This window comes from Vibrio parahaemolyticus, from assembly GCF_900460535.1.
Lineage (GTDB): Bacteria > Pseudomonadota > Gammaproteobacteria > Enterobacterales > Vibrionaceae > Vibrio > Vibrio parahaemolyticus.
In genome coordinates this window covers 458,811-480,093 of sequence record NZ_UHIL01000001.1, presented here as the reverse complement: position 1 = coordinate 480,093, position 21,283 = coordinate 458,811, and the positions used below count along the sequence as shown (strand labels likewise).

General features: G+C 38.2%; 20 protein-coding genes. 3 read left to right on the top strand and 17 right to left on the bottom strand.

The window, feature by feature from the left end; translation table 11 throughout:
• Positions 1-55: 55 nt before the first annotated feature.
• The gene (locus DYB02_RS02500) at positions 56-412 is read left to right on the top strand and encodes a DUF3135 domain-containing protein (RefSeq protein ID WP_015296168.1); all 357 of its coding nucleotides are present in this window, start codon (positions 56-58) and stop codon (positions 410-412) included.
• A 40-nt stretch (positions 413-452) separates the two neighbouring features.
• Here DYB02_RS02500 and DYB02_RS02495 read toward each other — a convergent pair whose 3' ends face one another.
• Complete coding sequence (locus DYB02_RS02495; protein ID WP_005458874.1) at positions 453-875, bottom strand: DUF805 domain-containing protein; 423 nt, start codon at positions 873-875, stop codon at positions 453-455.
• Between the two features lie 98 nt (positions 876-973).
• The gene (locus DYB02_RS02490; protein WP_005496920.1) at positions 974-1,321 is read right to left on the bottom strand and encodes a 5-carboxymethyl-2-hydroxymuconate Delta-isomerase; all 348 of its coding nucleotides are present in this window, start codon (positions 1,319-1,321) and stop codon (positions 974-976) included.
• 270 nt (positions 1,322-1,591) lie between these two features.
• Between DYB02_RS02490 and tpiA the strand changes: the two genes are divergently transcribed.
• Together tpiA and DYB02_RS02480 are read left to right on the top strand one after the other, a co-directional pair.
• Entirely contained in the window at positions 1,592-2,362 is a 771-nt protein-coding gene (gene tpiA, locus DYB02_RS02485) for a triose-phosphate isomerase (protein WP_029853148.1), read from the top strand.
• A gap of 387 nt (positions 2,363-2,749) precedes the next feature.
• Positions 2,750-4,099 (top strand): MBL fold metallo-hydrolase RNA specificity domain-containing protein, encoded by a 1,350-nt coding sequence (locus tag DYB02_RS02480; protein WP_029803671.1) that lies wholly within the window; start codon positions 2,750-2,752, stop codon positions 4,097-4,099.
• A gap of 74 nt (positions 4,100-4,173) precedes the next feature.
• Here DYB02_RS02480 and DYB02_RS02475 read toward each other — a convergent pair whose 3' ends face one another.
• From DYB02_RS02475 to DYB02_RS02405, 15 genes are all read right to left on the bottom strand, one after another.
• Positions 4,174-5,340, bottom strand: a complete 1,167-nt coding sequence (locus tag DYB02_RS02475) for a nucleotide sugar dehydrogenase (protein ID WP_029803670.1) — start codon at positions 5,338-5,340, stop codon at positions 4,174-4,176.
• 127 nt (positions 5,341-5,467) lie between these two features.
• A complete protein-coding gene (locus DYB02_RS02470; protein WP_029803668.1) occupies positions 5,468-7,414 on the bottom strand; it encodes a polysaccharide biosynthesis protein in 1,947 nt (648 codons plus the stop codon).
• A gap of 160 nt (positions 7,415-7,574) precedes the next feature.
• The gene (locus tag DYB02_RS02465) at positions 7,575-8,123 is read right to left on the bottom strand and encodes a sugar transferase (RefSeq protein ID WP_005496908.1); all 549 of its coding nucleotides are present in this window, start codon (positions 8,121-8,123) and stop codon (positions 7,575-7,577) included.
• 14 nt (positions 8,124-8,137) lie between these two features.
• On the bottom strand, positions 8,138-9,040 hold the full coding sequence (locus DYB02_RS02460) for an NAD-dependent epimerase/dehydratase family protein (protein WP_005496906.1): 903 nt from the start codon (positions 9,038-9,040) through the stop codon (positions 8,138-8,140).
• Between the two features lie 2 nt (positions 9,041-9,042).
• Positions 9,043-9,804 (bottom strand): glycosyltransferase family 2 protein, encoded by a 762-nt coding sequence (locus DYB02_RS02455; protein ID WP_005496904.1) that lies wholly within the window; start codon positions 9,802-9,804, stop codon positions 9,043-9,045.
• Positions 9,805-9,810: 6 nt separating this feature from the next.
• Entirely contained in the window at positions 9,811-11,001 is a 1,191-nt protein-coding gene (gene manA, locus DYB02_RS02450) for a mannose-6-phosphate isomerase, class I (protein WP_025586892.1), read from the bottom strand.
• Positions 11,002-11,084: 83 nt separating this feature from the next.
• Positions 11,085-12,512, bottom strand: coding sequence for a phosphomannomutase (locus DYB02_RS02445; RefSeq protein WP_029803665.1), 1,428 nt, complete (start codon positions 12,510-12,512; stop codon positions 11,085-11,087).
• Between the two features lie 22 nt (positions 12,513-12,534).
• On the bottom strand, positions 12,535-13,971 hold the full coding sequence (locus DYB02_RS02440) for a mannose-1-phosphate guanylyltransferase/mannose-6-phosphate isomerase (protein ID WP_029862006.1): 1,437 nt from the start codon (positions 13,969-13,971) through the stop codon (positions 12,535-12,537).
• 146 nt (positions 13,972-14,117) lie between these two features.
• On the bottom strand, positions 14,118-15,236 hold the full coding sequence (locus DYB02_RS02435; RefSeq protein ID WP_029803661.1) for a glycosyltransferase: 1,119 nt from the start codon (positions 15,234-15,236) through the stop codon (positions 14,118-14,120).
• The gene (locus DYB02_RS02430) at positions 15,208-16,308 is read right to left on the bottom strand and encodes a glycosyltransferase family 4 protein (RefSeq protein ID WP_029803659.1); all 1,101 of its coding nucleotides are present in this window, start codon (positions 16,306-16,308) and stop codon (positions 15,208-15,210) included. Before DYB02_RS02430 ends, DYB02_RS02435 begins: the two co-directional genes overlap by 29 nt.
• Positions 16,309-17,541, bottom strand: coding sequence for a glycosyltransferase family protein (locus tag DYB02_RS02425; protein ID WP_029803658.1), 1,233 nt, complete (start codon positions 17,539-17,541; stop codon positions 16,309-16,311).
• 5 nt (positions 17,542-17,546) lie between these two features.
• Entirely contained in the window at positions 17,547-18,047 is a 501-nt protein-coding gene (locus DYB02_RS02420) for an acyltransferase (protein WP_077345716.1), read from the bottom strand.
• Between the two features lie 41 nt (positions 18,048-18,088).
• Entirely contained in the window at positions 18,089-19,156 is a 1,068-nt protein-coding gene (locus DYB02_RS02415) for an O-antigen ligase family protein (RefSeq protein ID WP_029803654.1), read from the bottom strand.
• Positions 19,150-20,217 (bottom strand): glycosyltransferase, encoded by a 1,068-nt coding sequence (locus DYB02_RS02410; RefSeq protein ID WP_029803652.1) that lies wholly within the window; start codon positions 20,215-20,217, stop codon positions 19,150-19,152. The genes DYB02_RS02415 and DYB02_RS02410 overlap by 7 nt, the downstream gene beginning before the upstream one ends.
• Positions 20,198-21,190 (bottom strand): hypothetical protein, encoded by a 993-nt coding sequence (locus DYB02_RS02405; protein ID WP_029803651.1) that lies wholly within the window; start codon positions 21,188-21,190, stop codon positions 20,198-20,200. The genes DYB02_RS02410 and DYB02_RS02405 overlap by 20 nt, the downstream gene beginning before the upstream one ends.
• Between the last annotated feature and the right edge of the window lie 93 nt (positions 21,191-21,283).

Here is a 21,283-nt window from a genome sequence, read left to right as displayed (position 1 = left end):
TCCTTTACTCTGATTCCTGTGGTGTACGCTTGTAGTATTGAACACGAGTATCCATATGGATTTGGAGAAAGGGATGAGAACTCTACATACTCACACAACGCAAGTATTACCCTCATTTGATGAACTGGTTCAGATGGCCGAAAGCGATCCAGAAGGCTTTGAACAATTTCGCCACGAGATGGCAAAAGAAATGATAGAAAGCGCCTCAGAAACGATGCAACCACGCTTATGGGCTCAGCAAAGCCATATTGATCGTGTGATTCGCAACTGTAAAAACCCTCATCACACCAACGTCGTGCTAATGAATGAACTACAAAAACAAGTCACAAAGTTCAGAGAAGCATTACAAGGAAAAGCGACGTCGGTTAAAACAGACAACGTAGTCGCCTTCAACAGAAACGATTTCTACTGATGTGAGAGTCACACCTTAGGCAGACTCCCACACTCATAAATCACTGTGGCTCAGGACCGTATTTATTCGGGCCTGATGTGCCTTTCAGAAAACCACACTCAATCAAAATCCAAAGCCCACAAATTAATGAAATCGAAGCAATGAATAGCTGTGGCGTTGAAGGTTCTTGCGCCATTGGGCTTGTCATCGGCGTTGCGATGCGACCAATCACCAAAGGAATATTCAAGCCTAACCAGTAGATCGACTTGTCGCGGTCATGCCATCTCTTTGTCGTAATAGCCAAATCAGGAATGAGCAGTACCAACAAGAATATTGGCAGTAACAGGTAAGAAAACGCAGGAAACAACTTACTGATACCCGCACCAAAACCTATAATCGAAATATAGTAAATCACATTCCAAATCCAATAGGTTTTGCGATCGATACGTCCGTGAAACGAAAACAGTAACTCTTTAGTCGACATCAATTTTTATCCAAAAATAGAAAGAATACAGAGTAGCCGAGTCGGGTTAATTTGGGAAGAAACAACAAGTCGTGAACAACGTCGGCCAAGCCTTATATTCAGTTCACCACCTTTTGAAAGCTGTCCACATCCATATCTCGAATGTTAACCGTTAAACTGTGCACATGACTTGCCTGTTCTTGAAGCACAACCATTAAAGCTCGCGATAATTCTCGCTTTTGTTCAGGCGTTCGGCCAGACAACAAATCAAAATTGATATGGATAAAATCGAGACTGTCACCCGCTTCACCAATTAGCCAGTTATGACATCTTAACGTTCTTGATTTCACAGAGGCCAACTCAAAAAGGCCACTCTCTAACGCAGCTTTATGTAAGTCTTCCAGCAAACCTTGTACATTGACTCGCTCTTCCACTGAGTTCGAATACTCTAAAACTAAGTTTGGCATTTTGATTCCTTTCTACAACATAAAAAATTCAGTGCGTAGTAATACCAATCTAGCCAGCAATTTCCGAGGAATGAACTATCATTCTGTCTACGCGATCACCAATCGATTGCTTTTGATAAAAATAACAGAACAACTTCGACTCCCGACGGAGAGAGAAAGCCACATAAGACATGATACCAATCATGATCTGTTCATATTATTCTGTTATATTCCTACGTAGATTTTTTACATTAATAGACTATTTACATTAAAGATAAGGGAGATATTCCTATGCGTCGTCCTGTAGTGATGGGTAACTGGAAACTAAACGGCAGCAAAGCAATGGTAACTGAGCTGCTAACTGGTCTTAACGCTGAGCTTGAAGGCGTTGAAGGTGTTGACGTAGCAGTAGCTCCACCAGCTCTTTACATCGACCTAGCTGAGCGTCTAATCGCTGAAGGCGGTAACAAGATCATCCTAGGTGCTCAAAACACTGACCTAAACAACAGCGGTGCTTTCACTGGCGACATGTCTCCAGAAATGCTGAAAGATTTCGGTGCTACTCACATCATCATCGGTCACTCAGAGCGTCGTGAATACCACAACGAATCTGACGAGTTCATCGCTAAGAAATTCAACTTCCTAAAAGAAAACGGTCTAACTCCTGTTTTCTGTATCGGTGAATCTGAAGCTCAAAACGAAGCTGGCGAAACTGAAGCAGTATGTGCACGTCAAATCAACGCAGTTATCGACACTTACGGTGTTGAAGCTCTAAACGGCGCAATCATCGCTTACGAACCAATCTGGGCTATCGGTACTGGTAAAGCAGCAACAGCTGAAGATGCACAACGCATCCACGCTTCTATCCGCGCACTAATCGCAGCGAAAGACGAAGCAGTTGCAGCACAAGTAATCATCCAATACGGCGGTTCTGTTAAACCAGAAAACGCTGAAGCTTACTTCTCACAACCAGACATCGACGGTGCTCTAGTTGGCGGCGCTTCTCTAGACGCTAAGAGCTTCGTAGCTATCGCTAAAGCAGCGGCAGCAGCTAAAGCTTAATTTCGCTTTTATTAAGCAGAAATAACAAAGGGATGCATCACGCATCCCTTTTTGTTTGCCTACGATCTAATGAGTTTTGTCGTTCCGAGGAGCCGAAGCGACATCAGGAATCTATTCTCCGCACGCCCCCAAATCAAACCAGCAAAACAACAGACATAACCTATGAGAATCCCGTCATTCCGAGGAGCCTAAGCGACATCAGGAATCTACTAACCGCATGTGTCAAACCCAAAGTTAAGTAACGAAAAACGCCTTACATCAAAACAAAGAACCTAATCGCACTTCCAGTTATTCTCACTCAATTCCATCCAACCAACGAACTCTATTCACTTACCCTGCACACTGGATTTATAGTTACTGATACTTGTTCAAGGAGGAGCAATCGACATGACAACACCAATATCAGACATCGCCAGTGTCATTCATCATGGTGGGAAACATACCGTCACTGGCTCTTGTCATGAACTGAAACTGCCACACGGCAGCATCTTGATCGATTGCGGACTCTTCCAAGGCAAAGACATCCATTTTGGCAAGCGCAGGGCATCATTGGATATTGAATTTCCGGTTAAACACATCAAAGCATTAGTCCTAACTCATGCTCATATCGACCATATTGGACGCCTACCTTGGTTACTGGCTGCTGGATTTAAAGGTCCCATTTACTGCACCAAAGCAACAGCTGAACTGGTACCGCTCATGCTAGAAGATGGATTAAAGCTGCAACTGGGTTTGAGCTACCATCAGCGTCAACAAGTCCTCAATGTCATTAAAAAACAGCTAAAACCCCATGACTACCAACAATGGCTGCCACTTGGCAAACAATGTTATCTGCGCTTTCAACCTGCAGGGCACATTCTTGGTTCCGCTTACGTGGAATTCAAACTCCCCAATCATGAAATCATCGTGTTTTCCGGCGATCTAGGTCCGTCCAATACCCCACTCTTACCCGATCCGAAGCCACAAAAGCGTGCCGACCATCTGTTCATCGAGTCCACATACGGCAACAAAGAGCATGAAGACATTGCCACTCGGACTGAGCGCTTGAACGCCATTATCGATCACGCACTGCAAGACGGTGGTGTAATTCTGATCCCAGCTTTCAGCGTAGGTCGTACGCAGGAACTGTTATTCGATATTGAACAACTGATTCACCAACGCGACTTGTCGTCTTCTTTACCAATTATCCTAGACTCACCGCTTGCGAAAAGAGTCACGAAGACCTACCGCCGTTTCAAAAAACTGTGGGGAAAAGAAGCGAAGCAAAAGCTCAACAATCATCGTCATCCCCTCGCCTTTGAACAATGCATTACTGTAGAAAACCATCGAGAACATCAAGCATTAGTGAATCGACTAACCTCCACCGATGAGCCTGCAATTGTCGTCGCGGCATCCGGTATGTGCGAAGGAGGAAGAATCGTCAATTACTTAAAAGCACTCTTACCAGACGAAAGAAATGATGTGTTGTTTGCGGGTTATCAAGCTCAAGGAACCTTAGGTCGAGAAATCCAATCAGGCAGCCACACGGTGGATATCGATAACCAACCAATCGAAGCCAACGCACAGATCCATACCATCTCTGGTTATTCAGCACATGCAGACCAAAGCGACTTATTGAAGTTTGTTACTGGTATTCCAGCACAACCAAAAGCCGTGCATTTGATACATGGAGAGAAAGAAGCAAAAAAAGAGCTAGGAGTGAAGTTGGAAGCAGAGGGAATTGAGGTGGTTTATTAATTAGAGCAAAGTAAACACTTTAGCAAGAGCAAAGAACGAAGGTCCTAGCAAACTAGGACCTTACCAAATATTGATTAATCGCTACCAAACAAGTCGCGCGTGTAAACTTTATCCGCTACGTCGGCTAACTCTTCCACCATGCGGTTAGAAACAATCACATCCGCACTTTGTTTGAACTCATTCAGGTCTTTAATCACTCGAGAGTTAAAGAAATCTTCTTCTTTGAGCAGGGGTTCGTAAACTACGACCTCAACACCTTTCGCCTTGATACGCTTCATGATGCCTTGAATAGAAGAGGCGCGGAAGTTATCCGATCCCGCTTTCATGATAAGGCGGTAGATACCGACAACTTTTGGCTCACGCTTGAGGATTGATTCCGCCACAAAGTCTTTACGGGTACGATTCGCATCCACAATTGCGCCAATGATGTTGTTTGGTACATCTTGGTAATTGGCTAAAAGCTGCTTAGTATCTTTTGGTAAGCAGTAACCACCGTAACCAAATGATGGGTTGTTGTAATGATTACCGATACGAGGATCTAAACCAACACCTTCAATGATCTGACGAGCATCCAAGCCATGAGCTTCTGCGTAAGAATCTAGCTCATTAAAGTATGCTACACGCATAGCAAGGTAGGTGTTGGAGAAAAGTTTCACAGCCTCAGCTTCTGTCGAGTCTGTAAATAAGACTTGGATGTCTTCTTTTACAGCCCCTTCGACCAGCAAGCGAGCAAAGACTTCGGCACGTTCGCTGCGTTCACCAACGATGATACGTGATGGGTGAAGATTATCATAAAGCGCTTTGCCCTCTCGCAAGAACTCAGGTGAGAAAATGACATTCTCACACCCCAATTCTTCCTTAATTCGAGCAGTATAGCCAACAGGAACAGTAGACTTAATCACCATTACTGCATCAGGGTTGATAGACATAACATCTTTAATCACAACTTCAACTGAAGAAGTATTAAAGTAATGCGTAACGGCATCATAGTCCGTGGGAGTAGCAATCACAACATAGTCTGCCTCTTGATAAGCTTGCTGCTTATCCGTTGTTGCAGTAAAGATTAGTTCCTTATTCTTAAGGAAATCTTCAATCTCAACATCAACAATTGGGGACTGTTTTTTATTTAGCAACTCAACCTTTTCAGGAATGATATCTAGTGCAACCACTTCATGATTTTGAGCTAACAACATAGCGTTGGAAAGCCCTACGTAGCCAGTGCCGGCAACAGCGATTTTCATAATTTTACCCTAGTTCTAAGAGTTATACTTATTCGAATTAAGCAGCACAACTCTTAAGCAATCTAAAGATCTTTGTTATCAAGGACTAAGCGGCATCAGCCGATAAAAACAAACGGACACTAAGTGTCTATTCGTTTACAACGAGCTCTGTATCAACCAGATTTAATTCCAATTGATTATGGCTCCAGACTAAATCGCCAATACCATCTGTAGGATTAAAACCAGTAGGGGCATTTAACAATAATGTACGGATATTCTCGTGATCCATACTATGGCAGGCAAAGTCGAGCTCGCTCAATAACAACTCGTATTCTTCTAGAGGTAAATGAACCTCATGAGCAGTCATTATTCGCTCATGCGCTGTCTGTTTGACATTATCACCGATGAGCAGTTCTTCATAAAGCTTTTCACCCGGACGAAGGCCGGAGAATTGAATCTCAATATCACCATGAGGATTAGTCTCAGATTTTACTTCAAGACCAGACAGTTGAATGAGATTACATGCTAAGTCTGTAATTTTTACTGACTCACCCATGTCTAAAACAAATACATCGCCCCCTTTACCCATTGCACCAGCCTGAATGACTAACTGCGCAGCTTCAGGAATTGTCATGAAGAAGCGAGTGATCTCAGGATGAGTGACCGTTACCGGCCCACCAGATGCAATTTGCTTTTTAAATACGGGAATAACTGAACCAGAGGAGCCGAGAACATTGCCAAATCGCACCATACAGAATCGAGTCCCATTTGATTTTGCATTTTCTTGGTCAGCAAGGGCTTGTAGTCCTAGTTCAGCCATTCGTTTGGTTGTGCCCATTACGTTAGTAGGACGGACAGCTTTATCAGTAGAGATCAATACAAATGATTCAACGCCAGCTTTAATCGCTGCGCATGCGGTATAATAAGTCCCATAAATATTGTTGCGAACACCTTCTATTACATTGAACTCAACCAACGGAACGTGTTTATATGCAGCGGCGTGATATACCGTTTGGACCTTGAAAGAAGACATCGTGGTTTCTAAGCGATGCTGTCTCTGTACCGAGCCGAGCAAAGGAATAATGTCACAAGTTAGTCCTTTCTCTAACTTAAGTTGATTCAACTCTCTGTCAATTTGATACAAGCCAAATTCAGATAGCTCAAATAAAACGATAGATTTCGGAGACTGCTCTACAATTTGACGACACAGCTCAGAGCCAATAGAACCACCAGCACCTGTCACCATAACCACTTTGTCTTTGATATTCGCTTCTAGCAACACTTGTTGAGGCGCTACTGGATCTCGCCCAAGTAAATCCTCAATCGCGACGTCCTTAAGCTCATCAATTTTAGCTTTACCTGACACAATATCTGTCATATCAGGGACCGTGAGTACTTCAACAGGTAACTTAGCTAATTCGTCCAGAATAACCTTACGACGTGAACGTTTAGCACTTGGCACTGCGAGTAAGACTTGAGAAACATCATATTTATTTATGAGGGGCATTGCGTCTTCAATAGCAATAACAGGCAACCCTAAGATCATCGTATTGCAAAGAGTTGAGTCACCATCAATAAATGCTCTTACGCGATAGTCTCCACTACTTCTTAATGCCATCGCCAATTGTCGCCCCCCAGATCCTGCACCATAAATGAGAACCTCTTTACTGTGCGTTGAATAGCTTTGAGCAATCAAAGAACGAACTATGACACGGGGTCCCCCACAGAAAAGAGCAAGAAATGCACCATAGATGATAGGAACTGTTCTTGGAAAAGGGTCGCTCATATAGAAACTAAGAGCAGCAACAAGCGTAGCAGAAATAACAGCTCCAGCAGTTACAACAAATAACGCTTGAAAGGTTAAGTAGCGGAGAACTGCTCTGTAAAGTCCCAATCGAGCAAAAACAGCGATCGTAACTACTGTTACCCCAATTTGAATTCCCCAAACTTCAGGATAAGTGAAATAGTTGGTTTCTCCAGAACGAACTAGGATTGCCAAATGAAAAGCCATAAAGATCAATATGATATCGATCAATACACTAACAATTCTTTTGTTAGTTCGAGAAAGTTGCCATATAAATTGTAGACGTTGCATAATAATTCTTGTGTGTGGTTTTATCGGAGATAGCATGCATTAGTTTAACACGAAAACAGAACTCTCACCGGAATAGAGGCGAACGCGAATAGTAAGAGATAGATACAATAAAACGCAAAAGAACGGCTGCCACCGCTCCATCATAGCACTTTTCTGCTTCCTACTTTACCGCATCACCAGAACCACTCCCTGTTGCGGTCATCATGATATACTTGAAATAATCTTTTAGTGTTAATGTATCGATCATTTTTTTATCAGTTTTTGCTAATAAACTTGGTGTGGACATGTCGATATTTTGAACTTGAGCCAGTCCGGTGACTCCCGGTAGCACATCATAAACACCAAGCGCGTCGCGCTCAATGATCAGTTCGTGCTGGTTAAACAAGTTTGGACGAGGTCCCACAAGACTCATTTCACCTTTCAAAACATTAATGAGCTGCGGTAATTCATCAATCTTTGTCTTGCGCAGAAAAAAACCAAGCTTAGTAATAGATGCGTTGCTCGCTAAATGGCTCGCTACCGATTGAGTATCTACCGACATAGTACGAAACTTAACCAACTTAAATGGTTTTTTATTGCGCCCAACGCGCTCTTGCACAAAAATCGGGGAGCCTGTGTCAAAGAAACCAATAATGATAACGATAAGAAGTACCGGCCATAAAAAAAGCAACCCAAAAAAAGCTGCAAAAAAATCAATAAAACGAATCATTACTTATCTAGTTCCTATTTACGTAACATGGCCATGGAATCCTTCATAGAATATGGAGGTGTCCAATTTAATATATCTTTCAGATTAGAGGAATCGACCTCTAAATTTCCGAACAATTGTTCAATCATTGCTGACTTTCCAATCACGAGACCCGCAAGACGCATAAAACTAACTGGGATTGGGATTTGAAACACTTTTCTATCTTGCCCAGCTGCAATAGCGTTAACAAAATCTCTTGTCGAGATTGTATTGCTCTCACTTGCTAAAAATATATTTCCGGGTGCATTTTTGTGTTTGGCACACACAATTAAGAGATCAACCAGATTACCGACTGATATGAAGTCTCTACGATTATTAGCTAAGCCAAATGGCAGAAAGGGGATACTATTGACTAGCTTCGTAAGCATACCAAAATTACCAGGAGCATTAGGACCATAGACCAACGTTGGTCGAACGACCACGACTTCTAACCCTGTTTGTTTAGATATATCCCAAAGCCCTAATTCCGCCTCATGCTTTGATTGTGCATAAGAGTTGTGAGGGTCAGCTACGTCACTAGGTAAAAAAGCACTATCGTAAGAGTTAGTCCCATTCACACCAATTGAGCTGACAAAAACAAAGCGCTTAACACCAGCCTCAGCAGCTTTTAAAGCTAACCTTAGTGTACCATCGGTATTTACAGCTCGATATTCAGCATCCGTATATGATTTATTGTGTGCTAGCCCAGCTAAATGAATAATGGCATCAACACCCTCAAAACAGTTACTCCAATCCGTCGATGCATCTATCGTCGAAACCGTATAACTATCAGCAAAGGAATGATGTTCACCCGCACGAATAACACAACGAAAGTTTTGATTTAATTGAGTAAGGTTTTGACCAACAAAACCTGTTGCTCCCGTAACCAATATAGTCATAACTAAACACTCACAAATTTTCTAGTTAATAACGTGAATATTTTGTAGGGTAGTTTCAACGCAACCATCGCTATGTTTGTATAAATACCATTATCTCGACACGCTCGTACTATTTCGGCATTTTGATGGACTCTCCACAACAAGCCGCTTGAGCTAATCCCTCCTTCACGCATCTTTACAGTTATTTTGGGTACTCGGTTGAGTTTAGTACCTTTAGATACGCAACGCGCAATTAGCTCAAAATCTGCAGCGACTCTATAATCCGTTTTATATAATCCACATTTCTCATAGACACTACGCTTAACATAGAAAGTTGGGTGCGGCAGCATCAAACCGAACTTTATAAGTGACTGCTTATATACCTTTGAACTGTAGAGACGAGTTACTTTAGAAGTATCTTTTTCTTGTACGTAAACTAGATCAGAATAAACACCATCGATATCGTCAGAAACAAATCCAGATATTAGATCCGCAACACTATGTTCAGTACAAAAAAAATCATCGGAGTTAAGGATCCCAACAACATCGCCTGTCGCCATTCCTATACCCTTATTCATCGCATCATACAGCCCCTCATCACTTTCACTGATATGTATATCAACACATTCTGAATAGTTATTGATAATTTGGTTAGTGTTGTCTGTGGAACCACCATCGATAATGATATACTCGATGTCTTTATATGTCTGAGATTTAACGGATTTAATCGTATCTTCTATTGTTGCTGAAGAATTATAGCAAACGGTAATTATCGAAACTTTCATAGCCACCTAACAATAAGCTCTTGCGATAGAACCTTTTCCTGAAATGCAATATTCACCTAACGATGCAGGAAGAACTACAGATTCCCCTTTGCACAACACCCTACTCTCCATACCTGTAATAAGCGTCACTTGATTCGATAAGCACAACAGTATCTCTGGTGAGGATGTTGTTAAAGAAATTGAGTTCTGAGGATTCAATACATCAAATTTAAAATCTTTAACAGGTACAGGGTAAATCTCTCGATCCATTTGATTATCAGTTGGTTTCAAAATCAAGTTTTCAAAAGCAATAGGCTTAAACTGTGTATTTTTTACTAACTCTTCAACATCAATATGTTTAGGCGTTAAACCTGCTCTCAAAACATTATCAGAGTTAGCCATGACTTCCACACCTAATCCATGGATATAGGCATGAGGGGTTTCAGCATACAAGAACATGGCCTCGCCTGGTTGTAACTCAATAACATTTAAAAACAACGGAGCAAACAAGCCAACGTCTTCAGGGTAAAGATGAGAAAAGCGAGAGATAAGCAATGAAGCTTGGTATGCAAAATGGTCTTTATCTATCATTTTTAACGAGTTAAGAAGCTGGCTAATTGCCTGCGCTTTAAGTTCCCCCTCTAGCGCAAGAATAGCAGCAAAAAACTCAGCAAGAGTTCGTGGGTTAGGATCTTGTTTAAAAGGCTGAAAAAGATCTTCTAGCACTGGAAGGCCAATAGCATCAAAGTTTGTAACAATCTCTCTAAACTCTCGAAAACCATTCATAGCTAAATAAGGAGTGAGAGCATAAACAAGCTCAGGCTTGTGATTAGCATCCTTATAATTGCGATTTGCTGCATCTAGAGGTATCCCTTGCTCATTCTCTTTAGCAAAGCCTAATTCGGCAGCTTTTTTCGATGGGTGAACTTGTATCGATAGCGGCTCTTCTGCTGCTAGGACTTTCATAAGAAAAGGAAGCGATGAGAAATTCTCCTTGGTTTCCTTCCCTAGCCAATAGTCTGGGTTACTGGCAATAACATCGCATAAAGAGATATCAACACCAGCTTGAGAAACACTGGAGCTAGCGGAGGGATGAGCTCCCATCCATATTTCAGCTTGGTGCTCTAAATTTGAATTATCGATACCAAAGTAGTCTCGAATCGCAGTACGACTTCCCCAAGGAAAGTTCTTTACTGGGTTATTTAAAGTGTAAATCATAAAACTGACGCTCAAAAAGATAGAGCTATGCTTTAGCGCATAGCTCCATTATTGGTTACCTATAAATATTAAGTGCTCAAAAACTAAACTAATCTGATATTTCCTAACACTTTATCCACCAAAGCAATAGCATCTTCCATTCGTTCAGCTTCCGCATAACAACGAAGTTCAGGAGCATTACCAGACGGACGTAAATGGATGATTGTAGAGTTAGATAGCTCTAATCTTAATCCGTCAGTATTATCAATACTAACAGCATTAACCTCTGACAACCCTAGAGAATCTAATAGCTGTTTAGTGTTTTGACGACCACTTTCCAATATCGATAAACTTTTTTCAGTTGCAAAGTTTTGAATACGGTCACTATGCGTAAAGCGCTGTGGGAGATTGCTTACCAAGCTTTTGATTGATGATGTTTTCGCTAAAAAGAGCAGCATAAGCGCAGGTAAAACAGCATCTCGGGTTGGCAGTGCTTTTAGAGATTTCCCATTCACCAAAACGTTACTCCCGAGCAAATATCCTCCGTTAGCTTCAAACCCTGCAATTCTTTTATAAGTTTTGGCTAATTCGGAAAATTCAGCGATAACATAAGGCGAGCCAATTCGTGTTTTAGATACGGCTTTAAATTCAGGGGATTCAGCAATAATAGTATTGCAACTAACAGGAACTGCTAATGCATCGACTTGAAGCGCTTGCGAACAAAGTAAGCCTAGGATATCACCTCTCAACCATTCGCCGCTCTCATCAGCAACTAAAGGACGATCACCGTCTCCATCAGTCGAAAATATAAAATCCAAATTATATTTCTTCGACCAACTGCGTGCTTTTTCCTTATCAGATTCAGCAACGGCTTCAGTGTCAATTGGAACAAATTCGTCAGTACGCTCCAATGATATAACTTCAGCCCCAAGCGATTCAAAAAGTCCTTGGTAAATATCTCTCCCGGCACTTGAATGCTCATATATACCAACACGCTTCCCTGCCAGTAAATCTGCATCAAACAAATCGGTATAACGTGCTCGGTAAAGCTCTGCCGCACGGAAATTAATCGTTAACTCAGGCAGGTCATTGATAGCACTAAAGTCTACCTTCTCGGTTAAGATTGCTTGTTCATCTGCTTTAGTAATCTCTCCATCTGGACGATAGAACTTAATTCCATTGCGGTCAAATGGGATATGAGACCCAGTCACCATGATACAAGGCATATTATCTTGCATTGCGGTAAAAGCTAGAGCAGGGGTGGGTACAACACCATAGTAAACGGCGTCAACACCTGCATCGGTAAGCGCTTGAATTACTGCTTTTGCCATTGCTGGGCTGCTAGGGCGGTTGTCAATTGCCACTGCCATTTGATTGAAAGTGAAATTGCTACGCATTGATGCCACAAATGCGTGAGTAAATGCAGCACAAACATCCGATGTAAACTGAGTAACGAGTCCTCGCGCGCCACTAGTACCAAACTGAACGCCTGAAGCACCAAGCACTTCACTACTGATTAATTTTGTTGCCATAATATCCTTTCTTAATAAGTACTTAGTAGTCACCACCAAACTTAGATGCTTGCTCATCAAAACGAACAATATCGTCTTCTTCTAAGTAAGATCCTGAGCGAACTTCGATGAGCTCTAAGGGAACTCGACCTGGATTTTCTATCGCGTGCGCGGTACCTACAGGAATATACGTGGACTGATTCTCAGTAAGAAGGAAAATTTCATCACCTTTTGTCACTTTAGCCGTACCTGACACGACAACCCAATGTTCCGCTCGGTGATGATGCATCTGAAGAGCAGTTTTCTCTCCAGGTTTCACTAGCACTTGCTTTACATGGTAACGCTCGCCTTCAGATACCGTCTCATGGCCCCCCCATGGACGGTATACTTGTTGATGCTGTTGGCACTCAGCTCGATTTTTCTGCTTCAACTGATTTACAATCGACTTTACATCTTGAACCTTATCTTTATCTGCTATTAGGACCGCATCTTTTGTCTCTACAACGATAAGATTTTCAATGCCAACGGTAGCAACGAGTTTATCTTGCGAGTAAATATAACTATTTTGAGTCTGTTCAGTTAAGACATCGCCACGAGTAGCATTACCCTGCTCATCTTTATTATTAACGTCCCAGAGTGCAGACCAAGAACCAACATCACTCCAATTTGCGTCCATTGGAACGACAACAGCTTTTTCTGTGTTTTCCATTACCGCAAAATCTATTGATTCGTCTGGAATTTGTGAGAACAGTTCAGGTGACATACGAATAAAGTCTAAGTCTTCAAAATGACTTTCGTATGCACTTTCACATGCCTTCAGGATATCTGGTCGGAACTTCCCCAACTCTTCAAGATAGGTAGAAGCTTTGAATAAGAACATACCACTGTTCCACAAGTACCTACCATCGTCTAAATACCCCTGTGCAGTCTCAAGGTTAGGCTTTTCGACAAAACTATCGACACTAAAACCTCGACTTTCATCCTCAACGGTAACTGTAGCACCGGTTTTAATGTAACCATAACCTGTTTCTGGTGCATTCGCTTTGATACCGAAAGTCACCATATTCCCTTGCAAGGCATACGGAATTGCTACTTGTACCGATTGATGGAACGATTGCGTATCTTTAATCACGTGGTCAGCAGCAAGAACCAGCATTAAAACATCTTCAGCTTGTTTTTCAGATAGGGCAAATTTTGCTGCTAAAGCGATCGCAGGGGCAGTATTACGCCCTACTGGTTCTAATAGTATCCCACTGTGACAACTATCAATGCGATGAAGTTGCTCGGCCACTAGGAATCGATGTTCTTCATTACAGATAACAAATGGCGCACTATGTTCTAATCCTTCCACCCGCTTCAATGTTTGTTGAAGCATTGTTTGTTCGCCTGTAATTGCTAAAAATTGTTTAGGATATTTAGCTCGAGATAAAGGCCACAAACGACTGCCGGATCCACCGGCCATTATTACTGGGACAATCATACTCAACTCATTAATTAAATTATAATTCCACTTTATAGAAGTAGTTCTGATAAAACCAAAATGTTATATTAAAGTACGTACTCCAAAAACTTGAAGCATTAACCTTAAATATAATTCAAATTCACGTAATAATTTTTAAAAACAATTCAAAAATTGAGAAACTCGATGTATCTTTGTTTTATTTCACTTGTTTCAAAAAGTCTAGACCTTTCTTTTGCTGAATTACCTAACTTCATTGTATAAGAAGCATCACTATACAACAAAGCAATAGCATCTGATAGTTTCTCTTTATTATTAACAGGTACACTTAAACCCGTAATCCCATGTTGAGAAACCCAAGGAACACCGCTATTCAAAAGAGTGTTGATTACAGGTTTGGAGTGTGACATTGCCTCTAATTGTGTAATACCGAAGGCTTCTGATCGAAAAATTGATGGAAAAATAAAGAACTTACACAACTCGAAATAAGCGTGTTTTTCCTCTTCAGAAACATGACCTTCGACCAGAAACACATTATTCATGTCATTGTGTTGAATAAAATCTTTTGCATAAGATAACATTTCTCCACTACCAACCATTAAAACATTAACGTTTTTGGGCAAATTATCTCGGCAGGTATCAAGTAAAAATTTAACGCCCTTATAATAAGAAAAACGCCCCAAAAAAAGCGCAAAATCTTGAGGAATTAATCGACCTAACGCATCAACTTTTGCAATGCGAACACCCTTATAGGACATTTCTTTTGGAGGTTCAATTGATAGAGGTAAAACACTGCAATCCTTTTTACTCAATAAACCAGAAAACTGTCTAATTTTTGGAGATGTGGTTGTAATTTTAACTTTACTGACCATATATTTAGTAAAGGGAGACAAGATGATTCGGAAGAGTTTTTGCCTAATGATATCACTGTGCCAAGTTACAATATACTTAGGTTTTCGAGACAAAAATGGAAAAATTATATCAAACAGAGGAAAAGGGTAATGAGCATGTACTATATCTGCGCTTTTCGTCATTTTATACAAATGGTAAAAGAAACTCAAAGAGAGAGGAAGAGAATAAATCTTCAAAAAACTATAAACTCGAACAACCTTAACTCCATTTATAACCTCCGTTTCAACTCTCTTATTTTTTTGTGTTGTCAAACATAGTACAGTCACATCAAAACCAGAATCAACACCCCACTCTGCATATTGTTTGGCAACAGTTTCTACACCACCAACAAAAGGGTGATACTGTTTATTTACTACCAGTAACTTCTTCTTCACACTTGCCCCTATTGAAAACGTTGCCTATCGATTTAATATAATTTTCTCTAGAAAAAATCTTGCGAAATTGTTCTGTATTTTGATTCACATTCATAGTGGACATAATGTTTGAGTCGAGCAATTTTTCCATTGCCTTCATACATGACTCGACATCGCCTTTCTCAAAACAAAACCCATAATTAGATATATCTAAAAGTTCTTTTTGACCACCGATATTTCCTGTTATTACTGGGATCGTGTTAAATGTAGCTTCGATTATTGACATTGGGCACGCCTCAGATATTACAGTCGGCAAAATCAATGCACTATGTTTAGTCAGTACATTCTCGATATCATCAACAAACCCCTTAAACACTATTCTATCATCACCTTTAGACAAGGCCATCAAATCATTTTTCTTGTCTCCATCTCCGCAAATAATAAACTGAAAGTCATTAGGAATTAGACGAGAATTCCGAAAGGCTTTAATTGCGATATCCACGCCTTTAATACCATTCAAACTACCAAGAAAAACTATTTTTTTATATTTACCAATAGAGACATCGCGATTAAATTGACCATCAAAATAGTTATATACTACTAGGGTTGACTCCTTTTTTTGTATAAAACTTGGCAAACTTTCTTTAACAGAGTGTGAGACACAAATAATTTTATCAACAAATATCAGCATTCTCATTAAGTTTGCTTTAATTGACCCTTTTACTTCTACATTGTGTACATGGTAAAACACACTTCCTAATAAACACATCAATGGGGTATAGATAATTCCCATTTTAGTTGATATATAAAAATCAGCTCCACCTCCCTTAACCTTAAATAAAAAAGCAATGATATTGTAAATATAATTAAAAAGGAAAAATGGAGATTGTATTTTTTTCAAAAAAACAACCTCAATTCCAAGTTCTTGAACTTTTTTCACAAAGACAGAATTTTCAGAATAATCGTAAACGATTATCTCTTCATATATATTTTTCAACACATTTATTGTTTGGAGTGTTACTTTTTGCCCACCTCCAAAGTAGCATTGAGATGAGTCCTCAAATATTAAAATTTTTCTATTTCTAGTTTTCATTTAACAACGCCGTAAACAATTCTTCAATAAAGACAAATCAGCAGGCATAATCCCCTGACTTAACATAAAGCTTTCCAATTTCTCACTAAAAAAAACCTTGTCGCCTGGATAAACATTATTTTTATTTGAAAAAACAAGACCCGGATATTCTTCATTAAGATACCCGTAGGCATACCCCTCATCGTAAATCTCATAGACAGGAATGCCTAAAGAAATCAATTGTATTCCAACGGTAGAGTTAATATTTATAACTAAATCAGCGTCCTGTGCTTGTTCAAATATACTTTTTTCATTTTCCATCAGGAAATCACCACTGAATTTAGAAAGAAGTTCTGAAAGTTCGCAAACTCTAGTTGCAGGATGAGGTCTAACCGTGAAGGTAGAAGAAACAGATGAAAGTGAATCAAAGATTCGCTTATAAATAATGAACTTCTTTTCTGCGTTAACTTTACTACTTAAACATGTATCAACAATTAAAATTCTTGCGGCATTTTTTATGAATAAATCCCTAGTATTTTTAACATCAGATAAAGATAAATCACCAAACTTTATAAGTTTTCCATAACTTCCTATTCTAGAAAACAAATTAAAGTCATAACTATTCTTCACTAAAGTTATATCTGCAGATGAATATTTAAACTCTTCGAAACCTTGGTTACTTCCCCAAGAGTAAAAAATAAAAGGTTTATTAATATCTTTGCAAGCTTCGTGTAAAGAAAAAGCTAACTGGGACGTAGAAAAAAAGGACAACACATTTTTTTTATTGAGAATAGCCTTCTTAAAATAACTATAATATCCATAATTCCAAAATAAGTCAGACAGCATTAAAACTTTAAGTCTAAACGAAATAGAAGAATCAAAAATCAAACTATTAAAAATTTTAATGAATTTTTTATCGAGTACATATATTAAGCTGGAAAATCTTTTTGCAGAGTCGGAGTTATCAGTGTGCTTATCAGATACAGTATGAATGCTTAACCCTTCACTAAAAAGCTTCTCCATTTCTAACTTCGTTTTAAGCCCACCATGATAGACAAAATAATCCCCTTGTTTATTATTTTTTAACCACAGCGAACCTGATACAGAACCAACTAACTTAATAATCGACTTGATCATCAATCTAAAGTCAATTTTATCATAAATTGATTCATGGGTTGTTATAAAGTACTCTTTACTAGTAAAAGGGATACTAGAGAAATTTTTTTCTACAAACTTCAGTCGATCGAAAATCATTATATTTAGTAACCTTTGATAAAGTTCATTGTGGATGATGTATATACGCCGGGAGTTTCGATACTTTTATACACAACAGAGTTCGCACCAATAGTAACATTGTCACAAATAGTTACCCCAGGTAAAACGACCACGTTAGCGCCAACCCAAACGTTGTTGCCAATATTTACATCACGATTCCTAACTTTCGAATTACCACAAGGATCCTTAATTGATTCTTTTGTTGTTGTATAAATTCTTACATTATGGCTAATGGATACATTATCTCCAATACTAACACTGCATTCCTTTGCTAAATTAATCGCAGAGTTCGTGCCAATATAAGAATTTTCACCAACAATTAACTCACCTTCACCGTGAATGTTAACTGAATAGCCGGCGATGAAAGACGTTGGTATCCTGTAAATATATCGATAGTAACCTTTATCACATTTTCTTCTAAAATCTTTTATGAACTCAAAGAGCTTCCTAAATAGTACAAAGAGAAAAAAACAATTATGCTTCATTGTATAAATGACCTCCAAAATAGAAATGCTCAATTTTAATTTCAATGCTCTTTCGCTTGCTCTTGGAATCCTTCTTGCATAAGTATTAATGAAACTAAAATCCAGAATGATACCTCTCCTAAAAAATTAAGAGAAGAAAAGGCTAAAAGTAAATTATTCAAAACACCCAATTTATATCGACAAAGCTTTGCTCTATTGTATAGCAGGATAAAAAACAGAAAAAGAGAAAAATACCCTACTATCCCAAAGTCAGCAATGGAACTAAAATACATACTATGCGCTTGTTGTGGTTTAGCATATTTGAATAAATCATAATCTAAATAATTAACCTCGATCTGCTGACCAATAAAATATCCAACACCAAAAAAATTGTCTAAAGCAATACTATAATATGCATGCCAATGCGATAACCTACCAGAGGATAGAAAGTTAAGTGCAATTAAATCCTCTTGCGGTAATAAGGTGAATAGAGTCTCAATCAACAAAGGTTGAGAAAATAACAATAAAAGCAAAAGTAATGATAACTTCCTTGCAAAAGATCCATAAAAATATATAGTAAAAAATAATCCAATTAATCCTAATATAGCTCCACGAGAGAAACCAGGAATTGCTAATAAAATTAGAAATACGGTTAAAGGAGTTATCTTTCTTACCTTAATAACGTAAAAACAAAGAATGGCCCCAATAAATACTGAGTTATAGTTAGGGTCTCCATGAGCACCGGCTAGCCTAGGTATAGCTAATCCCATTATTTCACGATAGTATCTAATATTGAATGCTAACTCTAAAATAAAAATAAAAGAGAGTACTATTGCGAAATAAAGTGCTAACTTATAATCTATTTTATATAGGTTCTTAGATAAATAAATTGAAAACAAAACCATTAGTAGTATTTGAAATGTTCTTGCTAATGACTGTATATCAAAACCAAAAATAAAATTACCAACAATACCACTAAGTAGAAGAGTTAGAATAAATATATATGATTTATCTATGTGTCTCAATTTACTCAAATAAAGAAAACCTAAAGGTAGTGTGATCGCATTTAAAAAAAATGGAATTCCAAGAGGTAGCTTTATTGATGACAGAAGTAAGGCTAACTTTAGCATTTATCTCTCAATTTACAATTTAAAATTTCCGCAAAACTTTCCCAAGACATTAAAGCGTCATAGTAATCTTTAGTCTTATTCGCTTCTTCTTTATAAGAATCATAATCAGACAGCGTTTTTTCAACCAGATTAATTAGTTCTTTTCGATCATAAGAGCACATAACAGAAGAAAAATTATGAATATCTGGAATTCCTTCAATAGATACATTAGTAGCAATAATTGGTATCCCTACATTAATAGCAGATAACACCTTATTTTTAACACCAGTACCATACCTTAAAGGTGAAATAAAAATCTTGGCTTTATCCAATTCATCTTCAACTGATGGTACTGAATCTTTAATAATAATATAATCAGATTTCACCTCCCCCAAAAGGTCCGCATTAAAGCCAACCAGCGCCAATTTATAAGGTCCTCTAGAGAATTCATTGATTAAATATTTTGCCGCATCTAAATTAGGTTGATAAGAAAAGTTGCCTGTAAATATAATATCATAATATTTAATATCTACCTCTGTATTTTGTTTTACATATCCATTGTAGCACACCGGATTTATTATCAGATTAGACTTAAAGTTTAAAAACTGAGCGTCTACATCGTTATAAATAACAACTGATGAAAACTTCCTATATCTAGATTCTCTAATTTTGTTTATTAAATAATTATGAAATGTTGTTGGTTTTTTGTTTTGAATCCACTTGCGTGATTCTACATCTCCGGCAATGAGAATAGTGTTTTCATAATCAATACATACATGATCCATAACGGCATTAGAACCATACACAACTTTTACCTTAGACTTACATTTTTTGGGGAAAATCAAGTTAGCTAAACGTCCCCCTATGCCTTTTGGCTTGATATTAGTTACATTTTTGACACCAAGACTTGTTACAAATACCTCTGTTTCCGCATCAGTTTTTTTTGAAATATAAAAAAAATCAATATCACAATCCTTCAACAACAATTTCTTAATTAGATTAACATTCACTACAGAGTGTCCATCTTGCTCTTCTTTTGTTAAGGTTCCATTGTAAAACCAGTTAATTCTCTCTTTTTTCATAAATAACTCTCAAAGCAAGATTGGAAGAAAACGATAAAAATATAATCCATGAGAACCAATAATAGTCTAATTTCAATATCAATACTATAAGTACACAAATGAGAAAAACCAAAAGAGATAATACGGACATTTTTGTGTTAAATATAAGTTTACCATCTCTTATATTTAAATAGCTGAATGGGTAAATAGATAAAAAAACAAGATTAAAAAGATAAAAAGGGACAAGTTCGTATGTGCGAGGTATTGTCATGTTTATATTAAAACAATCAATAACCAACAGAAGTCCAACGTGAAAGAAAAGGTTAACAGTCACCATAAACGCTACACTTTTGATAAATTTAGCGATTAAGTCTTTTCTATAAATGTTTTTATTAAAAAACTCACCATAATATTTCGGAACAGTAATTGAATCCACGAGTATGGTCGAGATTGATACAAGAGATAAAGAAAGTTGGTACAATACCAGTGTTTTTTCATTATATATATACGAAACAGCAAATCTGTCTATAGTGAAGATAGCTCTTAGTGAAATAGTACTACCAAGGTTACTAAGCCCTTTTTTAAAAGCTATATAAATAGATTTAATTTGAACTCTAAATACAAAAGAAAGTAATAGCCCTGAGATATCTTTCAAACAAAACCAAGTACAAAAAATCATGGTTAAAGTTACACTAATAAGCCAATAAGTACTGACCATTAAATTACTAATTGCTATCTCATAGAAAATTTGAATTGTAATTATTATTGGCCAAGCAGCCCATCGAAAAAACAAAAAGATTGCAGATACAAGATTTTCACCTTTCGCAATCAAGATCCTATTCAATTCACTATTAATGCAATCAAAAGCAATGATAAATGCTAAGCTCAAATATATAATATCTAAATTAAGAGTTAATATAACAATAATGGAAGTAATTAAGCTTAACATTGTAGATATAGATAGAAAAACCCAATGCTCAGCAATTTTACTCAATGACTCTCTACTGAAATTCCTATAATAATGAATAACACTGACATAATAATCACAAGGTAATATAAAAACTAAAAATCCATGTATAGCATATGA

What these genes read in the sequence shown, in the direction of transcription:
- DYB02_RS02500 (WP_015296168.1), top strand. Translation starts at nt 56, where the DNA reads ATGGATTTGGAGAAAGGGATGAGAACTCTACATACTCACACAACGCAA.
- DYB02_RS02495 (WP_005458874.1), bottom strand. Translation starts at nt 875, where the DNA reads ATGTCGACTAAAGAGTTACTGTTTTCGTTTCACGGACGTATCGATCGC.
- DYB02_RS02490 (WP_005496920.1), bottom strand. Translation starts at nt 1,321, where the DNA reads ATGCCAAACTTAGTTTTAGAGTATTCGAACTCAGTGGAAGAGCGAGTC.
- tpiA (WP_029853148.1), top strand. Translation starts at nt 1,592, where the DNA reads ATGCGTCGTCCTGTAGTGATGGGTAACTGGAAACTAAACGGCAGCAAA.
- DYB02_RS02480 (WP_029803671.1), top strand. Translation starts at nt 2,750, where the DNA reads ATGACAACACCAATATCAGACATCGCCAGTGTCATTCATCATGGTGGG.
- DYB02_RS02475 (WP_029803670.1), bottom strand. Translation starts at nt 5,340, where the DNA reads ATGAAAATCGCTGTTGCCGGCACTGGCTACGTAGGGCTTTCCAACGCT.
- DYB02_RS02470 (WP_029803668.1), bottom strand. Translation starts at nt 7,414, where the DNA reads ATGCAACGTCTACAATTTATATGGCAACTTTCTCGAACTAACAAAAGA.
- DYB02_RS02465 (WP_005496908.1), bottom strand. Translation starts at nt 8,123, where the DNA reads ATGATTCGTTTTATTGATTTTTTTGCAGCTTTTTTTGGGTTGCTTTTT.
- DYB02_RS02460 (WP_005496906.1), bottom strand. Translation starts at nt 9,040, where the DNA reads ATGACTATATTGGTTACGGGAGCAACAGGTTTTGTTGGTCAAAACCTT.
- DYB02_RS02455 (WP_005496904.1), bottom strand. Translation starts at nt 9,804, where the DNA reads ATGAAAGTTTCGATAATTACCGTTTGCTATAATTCTTCAGCAACAATA.
- manA (WP_025586892.1), bottom strand. Translation starts at nt 11,001, where the DNA reads ATGATTTACACTTTAAATAACCCAGTAAAGAACTTTCCTTGGGGAAGT.
- DYB02_RS02445 (WP_029803665.1), bottom strand. Translation starts at nt 12,512, where the DNA reads ATGGCAACAAAATTAATCAGTAGTGAAGTGCTTGGTGCTTCAGGCGTT.
- DYB02_RS02440 (WP_029862006.1), bottom strand. Translation starts at nt 13,971, where the DNA reads ATGATTGTCCCAGTAATAATGGCCGGTGGATCCGGCAGTCGTTTGTGG.
- DYB02_RS02430 (WP_029803659.1), bottom strand. Translation starts at nt 16,308, where the DNA reads ATGAAAACTAGAAATAGAAAAATTTTAATATTTGAGGACTCATCTCAA.
- DYB02_RS02425 (WP_029803658.1), bottom strand. Translation starts at nt 17,541, where the DNA reads ATGATTTTCGATCGACTGAAGTTTGTAGAAAAAAATTTCTCTAGTATC.
- DYB02_RS02420 (WP_077345716.1), bottom strand. Translation starts at nt 18,047, where the DNA reads ATGAAGCATAATTGTTTTTTTCTCTTTGTACTATTTAGGAAGCTCTTT.
- DYB02_RS02415 (WP_029803654.1), bottom strand. Translation starts at nt 19,156, where the DNA reads ATGCTAAAGTTAGCCTTACTTCTGTCATCAATAAAGCTACCTCTTGGA.
- DYB02_RS02410 (WP_029803652.1), bottom strand. Translation starts at nt 20,217, where the DNA reads ATGAAAAAAGAGAGAATTAACTGGTTTTACAATGGAACCTTAACAAAA.